This window comes from Paraburkholderia caffeinilytica (assembly GCF_051027425.1).
GTDB classification, from domain to species: Bacteria; Pseudomonadota; Gammaproteobacteria; order Burkholderiales; family Burkholderiaceae; genus Paraburkholderia; species Paraburkholderia caffeinilytica_A.
This window is the reverse complement of the sequence record NZ_CP186553.1, coordinates 2,246,041-2,266,885: the sequence shown is the minus strand read 5'-3', so window position 1 is coordinate 2,266,885 and position 20,845 is coordinate 2,246,041. Positions and strand designations below refer to the sequence as shown.

Annotated in this window: 12 protein-coding genes; 7 read left to right on the top strand and 5 right to left on the bottom strand. The window is 55.0% G+C overall.

The features are described from left to right. Positions 1–59: 59 nt before the first annotated feature. Positions 60–2,138: a capsular polysaccharide biosynthesis protein gene (locus tag ACOSV0_RS30490; protein WP_434110963.1), complete on the bottom strand. Its 2,079-nt coding sequence runs from the start codon at positions 2,136–2,138 to the stop codon at positions 60–62. Beyond that, complete coding sequence (locus tag ACOSV0_RS30485; protein ID WP_434115898.1) at positions 2,139–3,287, bottom strand: glycosyltransferase family 4 protein; 1,149 nt, start codon at positions 3,285–3,287, stop codon at positions 2,139–2,141. It lies immediately after the preceding gene. A gap of 466 nt (positions 3,288–3,753) precedes the next feature. Between ACOSV0_RS30485 and cysC the strand changes: the two genes are divergently transcribed. The 7 genes from cysC to ACOSV0_RS30450 all read left to right on the top strand — a co-directional run bounded on the left by cysC (position 3,754) and on the right by ACOSV0_RS30450 (position 18,128). Then, positions 3,754–4,392, top strand: coding sequence for an adenylyl-sulfate kinase (gene cysC / locus ACOSV0_RS30480; RefSeq protein ID WP_434110962.1), 639 nt, complete (start codon positions 3,754–3,756; stop codon positions 4,390–4,392). A gap of 556 nt (positions 4,393–4,948) precedes the next feature. Then, complete coding sequence (locus ACOSV0_RS30475) at positions 4,949–6,115, top strand: polysaccharide biosynthesis/export family protein (protein WP_434110960.1); 1,167 nt, start codon at positions 4,949–4,951, stop codon at positions 6,113–6,115. Between the two features lie 749 nt (positions 6,116–6,864). Further along, on the top strand, positions 6,865–9,612 hold the full coding sequence (locus tag ACOSV0_RS30470; protein ID WP_434115896.1) for an FkbM family methyltransferase: 2,748 nt from the start codon (positions 6,865–6,867) through the stop codon (positions 9,610–9,612). After that, positions 9,613–13,911 carry a glycosyltransferase gene (locus tag ACOSV0_RS30465; RefSeq protein WP_434110959.1) on the top strand — a complete coding sequence of 1,433 codons (4,299 nt, stop codon included), beginning with the start codon at positions 9,613–9,615 and terminating at the stop codon, positions 13,909–13,911. Between the two features lie 16 nt (positions 13,912–13,927). After that, complete coding sequence (gene gmd, locus ACOSV0_RS30460; RefSeq protein ID WP_434110957.1) at positions 13,928–14,962, top strand: GDP-mannose 4,6-dehydratase; 1,035 nt, start codon at positions 13,928–13,930, stop codon at positions 14,960–14,962. A gap of 21 nt (positions 14,963–14,983) precedes the next feature. Next, complete coding sequence (locus ACOSV0_RS30455; protein ID WP_434110956.1) at positions 14,984–16,711, top strand: Wzt carbohydrate-binding domain-containing protein; 1,728 nt, start codon at positions 14,984–14,986, stop codon at positions 16,709–16,711. A gap of 304 nt (positions 16,712–17,015) precedes the next feature. Further along, a complete protein-coding gene (locus tag ACOSV0_RS30450) occupies positions 17,016–18,128 on the top strand; it encodes a glycosyltransferase family 4 protein (protein ID WP_434110955.1) in 1,113 nt (370 codons plus the stop codon). 1 nt (position 18,129) lies between these two features. Here ACOSV0_RS30450 and ACOSV0_RS30445 read toward each other — a convergent pair whose 3' ends face one another. The 3 genes from ACOSV0_RS30445 to ACOSV0_RS30435 are packed head-to-tail and all read right to left on the bottom strand — an operon-like array spanning position 18,130 to position 20,841. Then, the gene (locus ACOSV0_RS30445) at positions 18,130–19,419 is read right to left on the bottom strand and encodes a glycosyltransferase family 4 protein (protein ID WP_434110954.1); all 1,290 of its coding nucleotides are present in this window, start codon (positions 19,417–19,419) and stop codon (positions 18,130–18,132) included. Between the two features lie 22 nt (positions 19,420–19,441). Next, a complete protein-coding gene (locus ACOSV0_RS30440; protein WP_434110952.1) occupies positions 19,442–20,095 on the bottom strand; it encodes an ABC transporter ATP-binding protein in 654 nt (217 codons plus the stop codon). Then, positions 20,092–20,841, bottom strand: coding sequence for an ABC transporter permease (locus ACOSV0_RS30435; RefSeq protein WP_434115894.1), 750 nt, complete (start codon positions 20,839–20,841; stop codon positions 20,092–20,094). Before ACOSV0_RS30435 ends, ACOSV0_RS30440 begins: the two co-directional genes overlap by 4 nt. Between the last annotated feature and the right edge of the window lie 4 nt (positions 20,842–20,845).

Below are 20,845 nucleotides of genomic sequence, written 5' to 3'. Positions count from 1 at the left end.
GAGAAAAAGCCCCGCAAGGTGAAAGTCTTGCGGGGCTTTTACGTTTTCTGGCGCGGCGGCTACGCGCGGGGCGTGAGCTTTTGCCGGAAACGCCATGACGCATGGCGGATTCCGTTGCGGGTCCAGCGAATTGCTTTGAGCAGCGGCCGCATCCGGTTGCCGCGAACCTGTTCGAGCGGTCGTGCAGCCTGTGGCGCGAGTTGTTCGACTACCGCTTCCGGCGTGGTGAAAAGACGCGTGCGCCAGTCCCAGTAGAGCGGGTAGCGCAGCAGCACGCCTGCGCACAACATGTCCAGCGTCAGCGTGCGATGGCGCCATGGTAAGGGCGCGAGTGCGTCGTGCGTCAGGCCCCAGCCTGCATAGAAAGGCAGCCCGTAGGTGAAGACCGCTTTGCCGCGCAACAACGCGTCGAAGCCCGCGAGCGACGACAAGGTGTGCACCTCGTCCGCCACGTCGACGAGCGATAGCAAGTCCGCTTCCGTGTCGACGATATCCGCGAGTTGCTGCGCGTCGATCAGTCCATTGCGATTGCCCGACAGAACATCCGGATGCGGCTTGTAGACCACGAATGCATCGGGACGCAGCCGGCGCACTTCGCGCAGCAGTGCGTCGGCGGTGCTGATGGCACGCGTGCCGAGGCGGATCGATGCGTCGTCGGCGACTTGCCCTGGAACCAGCACGACCCGCTTGCCTGCCGGCGCGGTCCACGCAGGACGACGCCGGCCGAGGTTGTATTTGGTGACGCCGAGTTTCGCCACGCGTTCACGCAACGCCGCAGCACGCGCCAGTTCGGTGGCGCTGAACTCGGTTTCGTTGAGCAGTACGCTGAGATCGCTCGGCTGGCTTGCGTCGAAGTAGAGGCCGCGGCGGTCGATCACCTGGCTGCGCGGCGCGATCATGTCGGAGCCGAGGCCCGTCGAATGAAAGAAGCCGTCTTCGATTCTGACGCGGCGAACCTCGGGTGCAAGACCGTCCGCGCTGCGCGCGCCCCACAGTACCGCGCATTCGTTCGCCTGCACGGACTGCGGCTCGTGCGTCCAGCGTAACGTTGCGCCGCCTGCGCCTATGTAAGGCGTCGCAAATGGGCGCTTCCACCACTGGAAGCGAATCGCCGCGGCGTGCTGCACATCGGCGAAACGGTGCTGGACTGCTCGCTGCAGCTCGATGCTGTCGAGCAGATCGTCGAGCGTACCCAGCGTGTGCGTGAACGGATTCAGGTAGCGCGCAAAACGCAGGAAAACCACGTCGAATAGCGCGGCGAGTGTGGGGCGTACGCTGCGGTTCGGTGGTTGCAGGTCGTCGTCGGTCAATCCCCAGCCCGCGTAATAGGGGGCACCGAATACGTGCACGGGCACGCCGGCCAGCAACGCATGCATGCCCTCCGAGGCGCCTAACGTATAGACGTGGTCGACATGAGGCAACGCGGCGCACAGCGATTCGTGATCGGCGAGTTGTCGGGCGCCGGCTGGCATACCGTCGGCCGACGTAGAAAGCCAGCGCCCCGCGCCTTTGTCATCCGATCGGGCGATCCAGAATTCGGCTTGCGGATGGGCAGAGCGCGCGGTTTGCACCATCCGCGCGAAGGCTCGACGTGAATTGCGGACCGGGACCGCACCGAGCCCATGAGAGCGGGCGCGCTCGTCGATCAGCATGACGCGGGTTAGGCGTTTGGTTTCGAGTAACGCGGCGGGGCAACTGGCGTGCTGTCGACGCTGTGTCGAGGCATGGTTGTGTGCGAAACGCTGCATCAGCCGCTCGACCCCGCCTCCGACTTCAACTTCGGCCTCAGCCTCAGGCGAGGCGCCGACGCTCCGATCGTGTTCGAGGGCCACGATAAGTGCCGAATTGATCGCGGCAGCGAAAGCATCGGCGCTGGCACCCGTCACCGGCGCGCTGAACCACGACAACAACGGCGTACCCGACGCGCCCTGCGACCAGACCGGACCCGGCCAAGCCGCGTTGACGTGTCTGCCGCCCAAGCGGGCGACGCGCAATGCGACGCGCCCGAACCACCGGTCGATCCACAGATGTTCCGCGCGTCCGGCAAGCCAATTTAGCGAGCGGAAGCCGCGCGTGATGCCGAGTAGATTGATCGCCGGGATTTCCGGAGCCGGTTGCCCAGTGACGCGTTGCTTCATCTAGCGCAGCGTCTCAAGAAAGCCGTCGACATGCTCGAAATGCTCCGCCCATGTCGGCTCGCGAAAGCGTTCGATGCGGACCAATTGCGCGTCGCGCGCCGGACTGTTGGCCTGAGCATAGGCCTGAATCTGAGCGAGCCAGCCCGGACCGTCGAGCGGGTCGAGATAGTCCGGGATGTCGCCGGCGATTTCGTGAAAGACGTCGAGGTCGCTGGCGAGCACCGGCACCTTGAGCGCGAGCGCTTCGGCGAGCGGCATGCCGTAGCCCTCGACGAATGACGGGAACAGCAGCGCCTGAGCATGCTGGAGATAGGCATGAAGCTGCTCGTCGGAGCAGTGCGCTTCTTCTATCACGACGTTTTTCAGGCTCTGGCAGCGCTCCAGCATGTCGACGACGTTTTCGCATTCCCAGCCGCGCCGGCCGATCACGACCAACTTTGGTGCAGCTGCGCCGAGTTGCTCGACCAGACGCCGCCACACGTGCAGGACGAACCAGTGGTTCTTGCGCGGCTCGATGGTGCCGAGCATGACGAAGTAGGGCGTGGGCAGCGGGCGCGGGGCGAGCGGCTGCTGGGTGACGCCTGAGGCGAGGCGCGCGACCACGCTCGGCGGGAGCGGCAGATTGGCCTGGCGTGCTTCGGCAGCGAGCGAATCCAGCGTGGCTTGCGAATTGGCGATCAGACCGCTCGCGTGTTTGAGCGCTGTATGTATGCGGTGCCGATGAGTCGTCTCGACTCCCGGGCGGCAGTATTCGGCATGAGTCAATGGAATTAAATCGTGAACCATGAATACCGGGCGGATTTCGCGCTTTGTCATAGCCCGGTAATAACGGCCAAATTCCATCCCGTTGTGACTGGTATGCAACAGCACTCCATTAAGTCTTGTTTCTCGCACACGATTAAGGCACGCGCGCACGACTAAAGCGCGGATTGCGTTCCGATTGCGGACGGATGCAAGAAGCATTGCAAACGTTTGCTGTGAATCCCGCTCGGTCAAAACCGTGGAGAAGCCGCGTTCGCTAAGGATTGCGCGCGCTTGAGCACCGTATTTTTGAATATATGCGAGGCCGACGCGATCTACGCCCGTGGGCAAAAGCCCGTCGTAAAGGCGCGTAAGGAGGCGCGTGACGTCCAGGAATAGAGTTGACACTAGGGTGTGCTTTTTGGGCTGTCGTTCGGACCTTTTTGGTCCTTCGAGTGTGGCTTTTTTTTTACAACGAGCCATTTTACCCGAGTGCGTGAGAGAATTTGCGTCGACGTTTTGTAACTCTGCGGTAAGGCGTTAGTCGGGTGGCTGCGCTAAGTGCTGCTTTCCGGCGGCAACAGCAACTCCGGCTTTCATGGCTGCGTTTAGTGTCGGGCAGGGATGGTTTTTCCCGACATGAAGTAACACCTTCGCCCGAAGTAGATCCTGAGCGGCGGTGTGCTAACCAGATGGTAAAGAGAACTGGCGGCTCGAGTGCAGCCAGTTTGGCGTGTCTTGTGCCGGCAGCGCTTTGCACTTAAGTGCGGGCTCGCCGATGCGTGGGCGGTTTGATTCGGCGCGACGATTGGGTTGAGTTTCTACCCGCTATATGCGCGTCGGATAGTGGTTACTACATATATATCTGAGAGTGATGGACAGAAGTTATACCGATCCCGTGGTTCCGCCGGTGGCCCAGATTACTGTGAGCAGTTGCGCGTCAACGAAACAGCAGCGTCCGCTGGTTATCTGGTTTACCGGCATGTCTGGCGCCGGCAAGTCGACGTTGGCGGGCGTGCTCGATAAAGAATTGCAGGCCCGCGGTCTTCGCACGTACATTCTCGACGGCGATAATCTCCGCCAGGGTTTGAATAACGACCTCGACTTTTCCGATGCCAGCCGCCACGAAAGCATCCGGCGAGCCGCTGAAGTGGCTCGATTGATGGTCGATGCGGGTATTATCGTTATTGCCTCATTCATTTCCCCGTTCCGGGCGGATCGCGACGCGGCCAGAGCATTGTTCGGGGCTGGGCAGTTCATCGAAGTGCATGTGGACGCGCCGTTTGAGGTTGTCGAGGCGCGGGACGTCAAAGGACTCTACAAAAGAGCGCGAGAAGGTTCGCTGCCGAAATTCACCGGGATTGATTCGCCTTATGAGGCGCCGATTAATCCGGAATTGCGGTTGAATACGGCCGAGCTTAATCTGCAAGAAGCACTGCAACGGATTCTCCTTGTGGTGAGTTCGCTCGACGCTGATGGCGGCGAGATGTCGGCGCAACGGCTCGACGCATAAGTCGCGTACTTGTGGTTTTGCGTGGCGCTCGGTAGAAACGGGGCGCCCATGGAAAACGAGAAGTGTCGCGTCGACTGATGGATTCGGGTTGGCCGGAATGCGGAAATCCATCGGTTATCGGGCGCGTTCCAGGCAGGCGCGCAACGTAGCTTTCACTGAGGCTGCGACGCGGGCGTATACCAGAACTTTATGTAAGGATTGGTATTGGCTTGTTGAATGGTGGGAAATAAATTGCCATCCACAGAAGCTGAATAGATGTTCTTCATCGCGTCACTTGCTATGCAAACGTTTGGCGTTGGAGGGTATTTTGTTAAACCCTGGCTTTTCCGCAAGGATCGCGAGCCAGTTGCTTCGCCCTGTTAAGCGCTTGATCCTCCGCAGTCCCTGTCTGATATGCAGTTACATAGCTTGCGTTTGAGGTGAAGCGCAAGCTATGTGCGCTTGCGAAGAGATTTTTAGCCTCCGGAGTGTGGATTTTTTTTCACACCGTGCCATTTCCCCCAACAGCATGAGACAATTCGCGCGAACTCAAATTCCTTACTAAATCCTGCAATAAATGTCGCGTCTGTCTCCTGGTGTTATTTTTACCGCGGTTGTCTTTGGCGCGCTTTCGTTTAGCGGTTGCTCGAGTATCCCTACGTCTGGGCCTAGCAGCTCGCAGATAAACCGCGCCGCAGCCCCTGCCAATCCGGCGGGCATCCAGATCGTCGATGTAACGGATGATGTCGCGCGCAAGCTGTTCGCTGAGCGCAGCGTTGGCGATTTCTCTGCCACGTTGGGTAATAGCACGACGTTCCAGCAGCAGCTTGGCGTGGGCGACACGATCGAAGTATCGATTTGGGAGGCGCCGCCCGCCACGCTGTTTGGCGCTGCGCAATTGGACTCCAAGGCCGGCACCAGCAATGCGCGCGTGACTGTGCTGCCCGATCAGACGATCGACGGCAGCGGCAAAATCAATGTGCCTTTCGCGGGGGACTTGATGGCGGTGGGGCGCACGCCGACTCAACTGCAGCGTGACATTGCTGCCCGCCTCAAGAATATTGCCCACGACCCGCAAGTACTGGTGAAGCTCTCGCGCAACGCGACCTCGTATGTGACGGTTGTTGGCGACGTGGCCAGTAGTAACCGGATGCCATTGACCGCGCGCGGCGAACGCCTTCTTGATGCGCTGGCTGCGGCCGGCGGTGTGAAGCAACCTGTCGACAAGATCACTATTCAGGTGACGCGTGGCGACACGGTGGCTTCTCTGCCGCTTGAAACGGTCATTCGGGATCCGCGCCAGAACGTGCCGCTGCATGCCGGCGACGTGGTGACAGCGCTGTTCCAGCCGTTCAGCTTTACGTCGCTCGGTGCGACTGGCAAGAATGAGGAAATCAATTTCGAGGCGCAGGGGATTACGCTTGCTCAAGCGTTGGCGCGCTCGGGTGGCCTGCAGGATTCCCGTTCGGATGCGCAGGGCGTGTTCATTTTCCGTCTTGAAGATGCGAAGGCATTGCCGTGGCCTAACTCGCCGGTGCGTACAACTGCGGATGGCAAGGTGCCGGTTGTTTATCGCGTGAATCTGCGTGACCCGAACTCTTTCTTCGTCGCGCAGAGCTTCATGATGGATAACAAGGATCTGCTGTATGTGTCGAATGCGCCGATCGCCGAGGTGCAGAAGTTCTTGAATGTGGTGTTCTCGGTGGCGTATCCGGTGATTACGGGGGTTCAGACGTTTAGGTAAGCAGGAAGAGGGCTGTCGCCCATTAGGGCGACATGGCCAATCTTTTTGTTAAATGAAAGCGCCTTTTTTAACATCGATTGGCCTATTAATTGGCTGACGGTGTCCCCGAGCTTGGTGACCGAATCGAGGCAGTTGCGCGAGGATCTGACTTGTCTCAAGTTGTCGTTCAATAAGCCGGGCGCGCGACCAGGGCGCTATATCAAGTGCGATTCTGGCCGGGGATGTTGGATTTTTGTTTGTCACGCACAGGTGACGCTAAATAAAGCAGGCCGCCGCAACGCGGAGTGCGTCCTTTGACGCCTCGCCTCGGAGCGTTGAGCCTAATAACGAATGGATTGCTGGCGCGTGTCGTCGAGTGCTGCGGCGCTCCGATGCCGCCGCACTCGATGGCCGTCGAAGAGAGAAGTGAAAATCGTGCTTTATCTTTATTCTGGAATACGGAGAGGGGGGCGGGTGCGCGCGAGATTCGACAACGCTGGCGCTGATTCGCTCGCGTGCCGTTACATCCGCTGCGCGTCGATCTTTCTGTCTTCGAAGCGTCTGACCGTCTTTCCGGCAATCGACGCGGGATCACTTTTCGGCTTCAACGCCTAGGGCGATTTCAATGGGTCTCGCATCTGTCATCCAGCGCGTAAGGTTTTCGTTTTCGGTTAAACCCGATGTTGCGCTTCGTCCCGACCCTGCACTGCCTCTGATTCGGAAGTCATAACGTGAGTATTACCTCTTATGCTCAGAATTTCGAAGATGTCATGCTTTGGCGTGCGCTCGCGCATGTCGAGAAGGGTTCGTATATTGATATCGGCGCCCAGGATCCAGTAATCGACTCTGTGAGCCTCGCATTTCATGAGCGCGGATGGCGAGGTATTCACGTTGAGCCGACACCGCATTATGCTGAATTGCTGAGGCAGCAGCGGCCGGGGGATATGGTTATTCAGGCGGCTGTTTGTAATGGACCAGGCGTTCTACAGTTCTTTGAAATTCCAAGCACTGGGATTTCTACCGGAGACGCGAGCATAGCGGCACAGCATCGTGAACGCGGTTTCGACGTGCATGAAATAGTTGTGCCCTGCGTTACTCTGGCAGAGATTTTCGCCGCATCGACACGGTCTGAAATACATTGGCTCAAGATTGATGTAGAGGGACTTGAGCACGAAGTGCTGTCCACTTGGGGAGCATCTGCAGCTCGCCCCTGGATTGTTGTGGTCGAAAGCACGCTTCCCATGACTCAGATTGAAACGCATGAGAGCTGGGAAGCAATACTTGTCTCGTATGGATACTCTCCAGTCTATTTCGACGGATTGAATCGCTATTACGTGTCAGAAGGGCATCCAGAAATTAAAGGCGCGTTCCAGTCACCTCCGAACGTGTTTGATGGATTCGTCCTCAATGGCACATCCAGCGCTCCCTTTCATAATTTGATCAAGCAGCGCTACGAAGAATCGGTGAGTGAGGCTTTCGCCGAAGTCGAGCGGCAAAGGCAGTCCGTCAGCAGTGAGATTGAAGGCCTCAATCGAAGCGTCGCCGCGCTCGAGACAGCACGCGGCGAACAGAATCAGAATTGGGTCCGGCGTGAGCAGGAGTTCGTCACGCAACTGTCGGTAGTTCAACGTCGGGCATCCGATGAGAGCGCCGCGCAGGCTCAGATGCATGTCGAACGGGAGCGTGAACTACACCGTCTGCAAGTCGATCGCGAGAACGCTTTCACTCAGAGATTGCAAGCCGAGCGCGATGAATTGCGCAGTGTTCAGCAAGACTGGGTGAAAAGAGAGCAGGCGCTGTCGGAGCGCGCCAGCCAGGTGCAGGAACGGTTGGAAAGTGCCTTACTTGCTCGGACTCAACGTGAGCAGGAAGTCGCCGCGCAATTGTTGGCAATTCAAGAGCAAGCCGCACGGGAAAAGGGTGAGTTGGCTCGGAGCCAAGTAGATCGCGAGCAGGAATTGTTTCGGCAACATGCTGCCCGGGAACAAGTGCTTAACTCGCACCTCGAGGCGGAACAAAAAGAGCGTCGACGGTTGGAGCAAGAGATTGGCCGGCGTGAAAAAGAATACGCCGAACAAATTGACCAATCACGACAAGCACTTGAAGCGCTGCTGCGGGAAAAGGTAAAGCGTGAGCAGGAGATAACTGCGCAACTGCTGGAGAGCCAGCGACAGACGGCCCGGGAAAGGGCCGAGCTGGTACGCAGCCATAGCGAGCAGGAGCATGCGCTTCAACTTAAGCATGCAAGGCGAGAGCTGGTTCTTGTCGAACAGCATCAAGCCGTGCAAGAGGCCGCTCGCCTGCAAGAGCAGGAATGGGTTAGGCAAGAAAAGGCGCTCGGTAAGACAATCGTAGATTTACAAGGTGAAACGCAGACTCTCCAATTCAATCAGCAATTGGAAGCACAACGACATCACGCCGAACTCAATGCAAGGGTTGAAGAGCATAACCGCCTTGCTGCAGAGAGTGCGTCGGCTGCGGCACGGCTCAAATCCGAAATACTAGCTGAGCAACAAACAAGCATGCGGCTACGTCAATCGCTCGCGCATGTCCAGGAGAGTCTGGCTGCGACGCAAGCTTCACTGACGTGGCGAATGACTGCGCCGTTGCGCAGGTTGGCCGCGCTTGGTGCGCCTAAATCGAAAGCGAATAGTGGCGGAGTATCTGTTTCATTGAGCGAACCCGATCAGTCAATGAATGTCGCTGAAGAGTCGCAATCCAGAAAAATACAAGCAGCAAGCGGGGAGTCCGACATTCCCGTCTTTTCCGATGACGCCGTCCTTCCTGTGCCTACTTTGCAAGCGAGTGAAGGCGAGGTACATCACGCACTCATGTCATCGAATTTAGAATCAAACGCGATCAACGTTCGCGACGCATCCATTGAGTCCATCATGATTTCTTTCACGCAAGCGGTTGATCCGATTGCTCCGGCCGTTGCGTCCACGCTGGAGGAGTTACTCGCCCATCACGATCAGCAGTTCGTGCGCTGTGCCTATCAAACGTTATTGGGGCGAACGCCGGATTCCGAGGGTTTGGGATACTACCTGGGTCGGATCCGCGCCGGGATATCCAAAATCCGGATCTTGGCGCAAATAAGATTTTCCGCTGAAGGAAAGGCGCATGCAGCCAATCTTCCTGGGCTGGACGCGGCTATTCGGCGATACGAAAGTGGGCAATTGCCGCTGATCGGTTGGCTATTTAGGTGGTCCAACGGCGGGGAAGGTAATCGTGCAAGTGAACGTAATCTGCGAGCGATTGAGAACCAACTTCGCCTGATGAGTGATGAGAGTAATTATCGCTTTAAGAAACTGGAAGGTGCGCTTACCGATTTGCGCAACCTGGTCCTTGAAAACAGGACACTCGGTGCGACTGCATCGGGTAGCAGGCATGCGGCTGTCGAAAACATCCCCGTCACCACATCGATTTCACCGACGGTGTCGGACGGGGCAGTGCAGCTTTCGACACGTGCCAGAACTATCTATAAACAAATCAAATCGTCTGCTGAGAGGGGCGCCTAAATGCGTATCGTGATTGATCTACAGGGAGCGCAGAGCTCGGGTTCTCGGTATAGGGGCATCGGTCGTTACACGATGTCGCTGGCGCAAGCAATCGTCCGCAACAAAGGTGAGCACGAGGTCTTTCTTGCGCTCAACGGGCTCTTTCCTGATTCGATAGAACCGATTCGAGCGGCTTTTCAAGGATTGCTTTCGCAAGCGAATATTCGCGTCTGGCAGGTCCCGGGGCCGGTAGGCCACATGGATACGAACAATGACTGGCGTCGTCAGTCAGCTGAGTTAGTGCGGGAAGCTTTTTTGGCCAGTTTGAAGCCCGACGTGGTCTTGATCAGCAGCCTGATCGAAGGGCTCGGAGATGACATCGTAACGAGCGTGGGCTTGTTGAGTAGCAACGTGCCAACGGCGGTGATATTGTATGATTTGATTCCGTTAATTAACCCTCATCTTTATTTCCAGAACCCAGTCGTTGAGAAGTGGTTCGAATACAAATACGGAAATATTCGTCGAGCTGATTTGCTGCTAGCCATCTCGGAGTCGTCGCGTCAGGAGGCTATTGATTATCTCGGGTTCCCGGGGGAATTGGCTGTCAATGTTTCGACTGCCGCTGAGCCGCAATTTCAGCCTATAGTTGTTAGTGCCGAGAAAGAGCACGATGTCCGTCAAAGACACAATTTGCATCGACAATTTGTGATGTATACCGGCGGGATCGATTTCCGTAAAAATATCGATGGTCTGATTCGCGCCTATGCCAGGCTGCCAAAACGTATTCGAGCAAAAACTCAGCTAGCTATAGTCTGTTCGATTCAGCAGCACAACAGGGACGAGTTGTTGGCCTTGGCGAAGAAACATGGTCTTGCTACTGATGAACTCGTACTTACGGGTTTCGTTTCGGAAGATGACTTGCTTTCGCTATATAACCTTTGTCAAGTGTTTGTTTTCCCGTCGTGGCATGAAGGTTTTGGCTTGCCAGCGTTGGAGGCCATGTCTTGCGGTCGTGCCGTGATCGGTGCGAATACGTCGAGTTTGCCTGAGGTCATCGGCCGAGACGACGCTCTTTTTGACCCACATAGCGACGAGTCAATTGCCAAAAAACTCGAGCAGGTTCTTACCGACGGACAATTTCGTCGGCAATTAGAGATCCATGGCTTGGAGCAATCGAAACGTTTTTCCTGGGATGCAAGCGGGAAAGCCGCCATTGCTGCATTTTGCTCGTGGAAAAAAAACGAGGCAACCTCGCGCGCGCTCGTTGCCCCGTCCAATCGACGCCCTAAGTTAGCGTATTTTTCTCCGCTTCCTCCAGAACGCAGCGGCATTAGTGACTATAGTGCGGAGTTACTGCCTGAGTTGGCCCGTCATTATGATGTCGATGTTATCCTGGCTCAGGGCGCAATCTCTGATCCTTGGATTTCCGCGAACTGTGCTCAGCGCAGCATTGAATGGTTTAAGGCTCATTCAAATCGTTATGAGCGAGTGCTCTATCACTTTGGCAACTCGCACTTTCATGAACACATGCTGGATCTGTTGGAGGACTATCCTGGGGTAGTCGTTCTGCACGATTTCTTTCTGTCCGGGATGACGCAGTGCATGGATGTACACGGTATTCGCCCATCCGCGCTAGTCAAAGAGCTTATTCATGCACATGGTTACGCTTCTGTGCAGCGTCGCTTCCAGATAGCAGATATAGAGGAAGCGGTTTTATGGCAATACCCGTGTAATCTGAGTGTGCTCCAAAGTGCGCTCAGCGTGATCGTACACTCCAATCATTCAAAGCAATTGGCGAAAAAGTGGTACGGCGAAGGGGCAGGCGACGATTGGTCTGTTTTACCTTTGCTCCGGACGCCGCCGAAAGATATTGGTCGAAAGGAAGCTCGCCGGGCGCTCAATCTCGACCCTGATGATTTTGTCATCTGCAGTTTCGGTATTCTGGCTCCTACCAAGTTGAATCACCGGTTGCTAAAAGCCTGGCTTTCCTCGGCACTCTCAAAAGACTACAAATGTGTCTTGGTGTTTGTTGGCCAAAATCACGGCGGTGACTATGGCGCTCAATTGCTGGAAGTCATTGCAGACAGCGGAGTGCAAAAGAATATTCGCATAACGGGTTGGACCGATGCCACCGAGTTCCGTCAATATTTGGCTGCGGCCGATGTTGGCGTGCAGTTGCGCACGCTTTCGCGTGGAGAGACATCCGCGTCAGTGCTGGACTGTATGAACTGGGGTATGCCAACTATCGTAAATGCAAACGGCAGTATGGTGGATCTGCCTGACGAAGCGGTATGGAAACTCCCTGACGAGTTTGAAGATGAGCAGCTCGTTGAAGCTCTGGAAACACTTTGGAAGGATGCGTCGCTTCGCAAGCGATTGGGTGAAAGTGCTAGTCATATCGTCCGGACTTACCATGCGCCGCGAACGTGCGCGGATCAGTATGCGGAAGTGATCGAACGCACTTATCGTGAGGCGGCCGCTGGTGTTGGTGCATTGGCGCGTGCGTTAGGTACCCTGGAACCAGCACCAAATGATGCTGACTCATGGATGAATTTGGCAACCGGCGTGGAAAGATCCATCGTTCCAACGATAGGTCTGCGTCAGCTACTAATTGACGTTTCTGGTTTGATCGAAGAAAGCGACAGGAACGAAACCAGCGATGTGGCGCGTAGCCTTCTGAGAGAGTTGTTTGCTAATCCTCCACATGGCTATCGAGTTGACCCAGTGTACGCGACACCGGATCAAGGGTATCGCTACGCGCGTCGATTTTCGCTGCGCTTTCTGGATTGTCCTGATTCAGTGTTGGCCGATGAGCCGATCGAATTTCGGGCCGGTGACCAATTCCTCGGTTTGGCTGTCCAGAAGCAAGTTGTTCTGACTCACGATTCGTTTTATCAGACGATACGAAACTGCGGAGTACAGGTCAATTTTGTTGTTTATGACATGCTTCCTGTCTTGCAGCCTCAGCGATTTGAGTCGGATGTAACCGACCAATTCCAGGAATTTCTGCGGGTAATAATGCGTTGCGACGGCGTGCTATGCCCATCGCGTACAGTTGCCGACGAAATGCTGGATGCGCTATCTGTCGGCGCTTTGGATCGGCTAAGACCTTTCAATATTGGTTGCTTCCAACTAGGTGTTGATGTCGAGTCGTCCGTGAAGACTGATGCTGCATCTTCAGTTGTGGATGCTTCAATGCAGGCCATTGCATCTAAGCCTAGCTTCTTGATTCCTGGTGAGTTGACGAATGGGAAAGGACATGAGCAGGCGTTGGAAGCGTTTGAGGGGTTGTGGGCACAGGGCGTCGAAGTCAATTTGGTGATAGTAGGAAAAGCCGGTCAGATGGCAGGGACATTGGCCGAAACAATTCGCAGCCATTCGTCTTTCAATCGTCGATTGTTCTGGTTGGAGGATGCCGACGGTTCGCGCATTCAGAAAGTCTACGAGACGTCAGCGTGCCTGATCGCAGTTTCCGAACGAGAGGGTTTTGATTTATCACTTATTGAGGCCGTGCGGTACAAACTGCCCGTGATTGCTCGGGATATCCCGCTGTTTCGTGAGTTGGCCGGTGAGCAAGCTATGTACTTCTCGGGGCGCTCTCCTGAAGCGCTGGCCGACTCAGTTCGGACTTGGTTAGCACTCGGCAAGGCAGCGCGTGCTCGCCGATTGGGCGCCGCGTCCTGGTTAAGTTGGAAACAGAGTGCAAAGAACTTAATGGATGTCGTTCTTGGCGGACAGTGGTATCAGGAGTGGATGCCCGACGACGTGAAACGCTTTTGGGGCAGCGATAAACGCCTTCTTACGCAGGTGGGGTTGCGCAGTGGTCGGACCGTACGAAGCACGGGCCAATCGGGGTATTTGATATTTGGCCCGTACATTGCATTGGCTGCAGGCGAGTATCGTGTAGTTATTCACGGTTTCGCAGGAAAGGGTAATCGTGCGGGGGCGAAATTTGATGTGTCCGTGAATCAGGCTTCGCTGATCCTTGGTACGTCCGATCTCGGTGAAGCGGATAAGGACGGCGTGCTGGTCACACAGACAATAACTCTTGATGCCGCGTGCAAGGACCTTGAAGTCAGGGTATGGGTGCAAGACCATTCGGACGTGACTATTTCGTTACTCGAGATACAGCCAGTGCCTGTGTCCGATCAAAAGTATTCGGATATATCGGTTCCGCACCAGCAATCACACGTAACTGCATTGCATTCGGGGCGAGCGGGAGCGCAGGTAGCAGTGGCGAAGCATGCGGACACGAGCATCCAGTCAGTTGGTGTGAGCGAACGAAAGAAGCGGCATCAAATTAAAAATATTTTTTATTGATAACGAGATTTGAACTATGAAATCAGCAATCATCACGGGTATTACGGGGCAAGACGGCGCATATCTTGCAGAGCAGTTGCTCGATAAGGGCTATGCCGTGTATGGTACTTACCGTCGTACGAGCTCGGTAAATTTCTGGCGTATTGAGGAGTTGGGCGTTGACAAGCACCCCAATCTTCATTTGGTTGAATATGACCTCACCGATCTGGGGGCCAGCATCCGTCTTTTGGAGACCACTGGCGCAACAGAAGTTTACAATCTGGCCGCGCAGAGTTTTGTCGGGGTCTCATTCGATCAACCCGTCACGACTGGTCACATTACGGGCCTTGGGCCGGTGAATCTGCTTGAGGCGATCCGAATCGTCAATCCGGCAATTCGCTTCTATCAAGCCAGTACTTCGGAGATGTTTGGTAAGGTTCAGGCCATTCCGCAGATTGAAAGCACACCATTCTATCCGCGTAGTCCGTACGGGGTCGCAAAACTCTATGCACACTGGATGGCAATTAACTATCGGGAAAGTTACAACATATTCGCTAGTAGCGGGATTCTGTTTAATCACGAATCCCCATTGCGCGGCCGCGAGTTTGTTACCCGTAAAATCACAGATAGCATCGCGAAGATCCGTTTGGGAAAGCTTGATGTGCTGGAGCTCGGAAATATGGACGCCAAGCGCGATTGGGGTTTTGCCAAAGAATATGTGGACGGCATGTGGCGCATGCTGCAAGCCGATAAGCCGGACACTTATGTGTTGGCAACTAATCGCACGGAAACTGTGCGAGATTTCGTCTCAATGGCTGCCCGTGCGGCTGACTTTGATCTGATCTGGGAAGGCTCAGCAGAGAATGAGGTGGCCATTGATCGCAAGAGCGGCAAACCGCTCGTCAAGGTCAATCCCAAATTTTACCGACCGGCTGAAGTCGAATTGCTAATTGGGAATCCAGAGAAGGCGATGCGGGAGTTGGATTGGCGGCCCAAAACCACCTTGGAGGAATTGTGTGGAATGATGGTGGAAGCCGATATTCGACGAAATCAGGCTGGGTTCTCGTTTTAATATAGTGGGTGATGAAATAAAATGATAACTGGAGATGATGTATTCTCCGGTCGGGTGATTTTCGACCATCTTCCCAAGACGGCTGGCCAGGCGATCAATGCCTGGCTCGTCGAGGCTTTGGGAGCCGGTTGCGTTACTACCAACCTGATCGGAGATCATCGCGATTTAATCCGAAAATATGGCGGACTTTATTCAATTATTAGTGCGCACGTTTTTTTTCATAACGCGGAGCAGCTGGATCCTCGTTATCAATATATGACGTTTTTCCGGGATCCCATTGATCGGGCCATTTCCTGGATTTTTTATCTGTCAAACAACGTTGGTATTGTAAGGAAAACCGTTGCTCACAAAGACGGCGCGAGCCGGTTTCTTGCGAGTGACGGCTGTGATGCGTCCCCTGAGTTTATTGAATCGATTTCGAACCCGTACACTGAGCATTTTTGCAGAATTTTGGGTGACGGTACCGAGTCGGACGAAGTGAAGGTCGCCAATGCCTTCGCTGCGATTCAGAAGTATGCGGTTGTTGGCATATACGAAAATATGTCAAATTTTCTCGAAGAGGCTGCTGCCTTGATCGGGATTAATCCGCCGATTGAACTTGCGCAGGTTAATGTGACTAACCAGCGGCCCGCGGTAGAAAAAGTATCTCCAGTATTAAGAAAGCGCATTGAGGAACTTAATCAGCTTGACCTACGCCTTTACGCAGCGGTGGTCGCCTGGAAGACGTCGGCTGAAAAAACAAACGTGGCAAAAATTTCCCGCCAGACTGTATCGGGATGGCGGAAATATGAGCCAACGTTGGCTCGCACCTTTAGTGCACCGGACATCACAATTCACTCCGCGATGCTGCAACAAGGTTACGATATCCGGCATGGCCAGCCGATAACGTTCGACGTCGATTTCTCCCTTTCGCGAGACGTGAAGGGGCTTGAGATGGGAATCCATCTGTTCGACAGTGATGGACAGTGGGCGTTTGGCATCAATAGCACGTTGTTGGGTCAGACTCACCAGTTCGTGACGGCAGGCCGGTATTGCGTAAGTCACCACCTGATCCCGAATCTCCCTGCCGGCACGTATACGGCTGGTTTTGCATTTACCGAGCGATCACCTGAAGGTGCGCAGGAGCTCGCATGGCATGATGCTATGTGTGAATTTCAGATTTATCACGAAGTTAGTCGCACCTTTGCCGGTTACTCCTATTTGCCTGCTGAAATCAGCCTTAGAGCTATCGATTCTGCCGAGAATATAGCTGCCGATGGTATTGCGCAGGGGTATCGCTTTCTTGGTATTGACGACCGCGTGTGCACGCAGGTTGGCATACGTGTAGGGCACGAGATCGCTTGCACAGGAAGGGCGGGATATCTAACGTTTGGTCCTTATATTCCGCTGGCCGCCGGTCGATATCGACTGGCGATTCGCGGTGTACTGGGCAAAGCTGGGTTCGCCGGGGCATATATGGATGTCGTAGTTGATAAGGGCGATCGCGTGATTGCAGAGCGACACCTTGTCGAACGAGACAGCGAGGAATGCCTCGTCATCTTGCCAATATTATTGGCTGCTTCATGCGTTGACCTTGAAGTTAGGGTTTTGGTCACTGATAGCACAGACTTGCGACTCTCAATGATCGAGATCTGGCCTTGGGAGTCTGAGGAGGTACATATCCATGTGCCAACGGCAATCCTGGACGGAAGCGATGAATTAGTTGAATGCAGTGTGAGCTCAAACGCAACGGGCGATTCAAATGAGTAGCCTTCCTGACTGAAGGTCTGGGCCGGACGTCTTGAAAGCGTCAAGCAGATTTGTAAGCGGGGAGGGTAAACCTCCCCGTATGTTTGAATGCTGTACAGCTATCACTGGCTCAGAGTGTAACGATGAAAAAACTGACTGTGCCATCGAGATTTATCTCCCCCCAGTCTGCTCTCGTATCAATCGATCGTACGGACAATGAGTTGCGACCGTTCCTCCGGAATATCGCCATGGCGGTTAATTCTATCTTTGTTCTTCATCTGACTCTGCGACGGAACGGTTTGCGTCATCTGCCTGAGAACGTTGTATGAAATTGATCCTGGCTGTAGATGCGCTGGTTCCTCCCCTAACTGGTATCGGTCGGTACGCATGGGAACTGGCATCCCACTACCACGGCATGCGTCACGAACTTGACTCGATGCGTTTTTTCTTCGCCGGCCATTGGATCGGCAACCCGGCGGACCTGCTACAGGTAGCCGCACATACTCAGAAGCATAAGCGCCGTCTTTTGCGCCCTCCTAAGAGTTGGCGCCAATGGCACTTGAGGCGTGAAATGCGGGGACACCTGTTCCACTCTCCGAATTACTTCTTGCCGGAGTCTGTGGACAGCGGAATCGTGACAGTGCACGATCTGTCAGTCTTTAAATATCCAGAGATGCATCCCGCCGCGCGCATCAAACACTTCGAGAGCAGTTTTGCATCGACACTGGCACGCGCCGCTCATTTAATTACGGATTCTGATGCGACCCGCAATGAAATCATTGATTATTTCGGCTGGTCCCCCGAGCGTATTACAGCCATTGCTTTAGGCGCACGAGCGGAGTTTCGCCGTCGTGACGCGCCGGAGGTTGCATCTGCCTTGAGTAGCTACGGTCTTGTTTATGGTGGCTATGCGCTGTGTGTTTCCACACTCGAACCCCGCAAGCGAATTGATCATTTGCTGGCGGCCTACCTTGATTTGCCACGATTGGTGCGTGCACGTTATCCATTGGTTTTGGCTGGTAGCGCAGGGTGGCTGAACGACGCGTTACGTGAGCAGATCGAACGGGGAGAAAAAGAAGGCTGGTTGCGGTATTTGGGATTTGTCGACGAAGCATTCCTGCCGTTGCTCTATGCGGGAGCGCGGGCATTTCTTTATCCATCGGTCTACGAGGGATTTGGGCTTCCTGTGCTCGAAGCAATGGCAAGCGGAGTACCCACTTTAACCTCAAACTCTTCGTCGTTGCCGGAAGTCGCCGGCGGTGCGGCTTTGCTCGTCGAGCCCGATAATCACGAAGTGCTGCGTAGCGGTATAGAACAAGTGCTGTGCGATGACGCGTGGCGTGATACCGCTGCGGCACGTGGGTTGCGGGTTGCCAGCGTGTTGACATGGGAGCGCTGTGCCAAAACAACCTTTGAGGTGTACCGTCGTTTTAGTTGAGCTAACGCGGGCAGTCTAAATTCGCCAGCAATGCTTTTAGACGGTCAGCACTTGCGGACCACGTCAGCGGCTTTATGGTTTGGCTGGTGGGTGCCGTGCCGTTCTTTAACCGGTCCAGCCATTGGGCTAATTGAGGCGCTAGTTCAACGCCACTTTGTGCCGAGAAATAGGCCGCGTGTTCGCCAGCCACTTCGCGAAACACGGGGATGTCTCGGACAAATAGGGGCATTCCGTATTGAGCAGCTTCCACTAACGGTAGTCCGAAACCTTCCGCCTCCGATGCCACTACGAGTCCGTCGAGCTCCGCATACAACCGCATCAATTGGACATCGTCGATATCCGGGCACCAAAGTAGACGCTTACCTATTTCGGGGTGACTTTTCAGGCGCTCGATAAATGATTCGACATGCCAGCCTTGTCCACCCACAATAATCAGTTTACTTCCCACACCATTGCGCCATAGCAGTTCGAATGCGTCGAGTACTTGCGCGTGGCCTTTACGCGGCTCGATTGTGCCTACCATGAGAACGGCGCGCTGCCTTGAGCTGGGATTCACGCAGTCCAACTGCGCTGTGTCGACAGCAACTTCGGTGTCGGTGATCGGTAGGTTGGCTCCGAGATGAAACCATTCGATTGCAGGTTCGTTTCCAACCAGATTGAAACGACGCTCCATGCAACCGCGCACCTCGTTGGAAACCGCGTTGGAAATGCAAAACAGTGCGTCTGCATGTACTGCCAGTGTGGATAACCAATCACGGAACGAGCGATATGCGCGAGGCGTGAACCAATGGCGATGCAGTAGCGGCAATAAATCGTAAACCACGAAGGCACAGCGCACACCCTTTGCACGCCACTTGAGCAGGTCGATCTGGCGGCGGGGCGCGATTCGGCTGGCTAAGTCGAGTCCAAGGAAAATGTCACCGTTGAATACTTGTACTTCCGAGTCTTCCTGAACGAGTCCCGACGAAGTCAACGATGCAAGGTAGCTATTGGCGTAACGATAGGACCGCTTTCTTGTCGCACGCACAGGCCTGATTTCGAAACCAGAGGGGGGCGATTCCAGAAGTTGCAGTAGTAAGGACCGAACTGCGCGCTGAATTCCCGTGCCTGCATCGTGCGAAGCGATAATTGAAACATCAACGAGTAGCTGTCGGGCCGGTTGCGGGGCGCCGATGGCTGTTGGTTGAAGCGCCATGACTGCACTTCGCGCCGCTTTGACGAGCCGCGGCAACCACCAGATCGCGGCAAACTGGAGCGCTCCGGCTTTGAGTTTGTTAATCAGTTCGGGCAATTGTATTGCTGCGCGATGAACCTCAATTCACGCTTTCCTGGTAGAACGTGTAGGCATCCTGGACTTGATCGAATGCGTGAAGCTTGCCTTGAACAAGCACGGCGGCACGATCGCAATGTTCTCTGATGTATCCGGCATCGTGACTGACGATGATCAGTGAGCGATCCCGGCGGCGATCGAAAAGCTCGTGATGGCACTTCGCGTGAAAACGGCTGTCACCGACAGCCACGATTTCATCGATCAGAAAGCAGTCGAATTCGACTGCCATCGAAATGGCAAAGGCGAGGCGCGCGCGCATACCGGCTGAGTAACTCTTGACCGGCTCGCGTAGGTAATAGCCGAGCTCGGAGAATTCCTGAACAAACGGCTCGGCGGCCTTCGCGTCGGCACCATATACCCGGCAGATAAAACGGAGATTGTCCATTCCAGTCAAACTGCCTTGAAAGGCGCCGCCGAATGCGAGAGGCCAGGAAACACTCATGCTGCGACGGATCTTTCCCGACGTCGGCAACTCGGCTCCGCTGATCATGCGAATCATCGTCGATTTGCCGGCGCCATTGCGCCCAAGGATGCCGATTTTCTCTCCGGCATTGACGCGCAGATTGATCCCGTCAAGGACGCGACGGCGGCCTTGACGCGTGTGATAGTCTTTGCAAACTTCCTTGAGTTCGATCATTCGGGTTCGACTCGCTTGCTTGCGTCTTTTACGAGAAATAGGCCGATGAACATCAGGACCAGGTCGCACGTAATCATGTAGCTAATATCGTAGTGAGGCTTAACGAGCGATCCGAAATAGCCGCCACGCAACATTTCAGTACCGTGGACCATTGGTAGAAGCAAAATGATCTTTTGGAACTTCTCCGGCAACCAGTCGACCATGAAGAGGGCGCCGGAGAGCGGAAACAGCAGGTACGCAACAGTATGCCAAACGCGTTCTACGGTTTCGCTTCGTTCGCTCAATGCGCCAATAGCAAATCCCAGCGAGCTACCGAATAGAGCCAGGTAGACCCACGCACCGATAATCAGTGTAATGTCTTGCGGAGGGGGCATTAACCCGATCGTCACGAAGAAAACTGTTAAGAAGACGAAGGATATCGTAGCCCCGGTGATCTCCAACAGCACCCGCGCCATGAACAAGTCGATTACGCGTACATTCCGGTGGTAGAGCAGCGCCTGATTCGGCAGGATGGCAAGCGCACAACGATTTGCACAATTTCGCCAAAGTAGAACGGAAGAATATCCGGTGACGGCGAACGACGTGATCGGAAGCGTTGACCCGTGCGTCGCTTTGGTAGCGGTCCACAGGCCGAGAACCCCCAACGTAAACATCATCGGCTCAAAAAAAATCCACAAAAAGCCGACGTTATGCCGCCCGTATCTCGTCAGGATCTCTCGCATCAAAAGCGCGCCTACCACGCGCATTTGA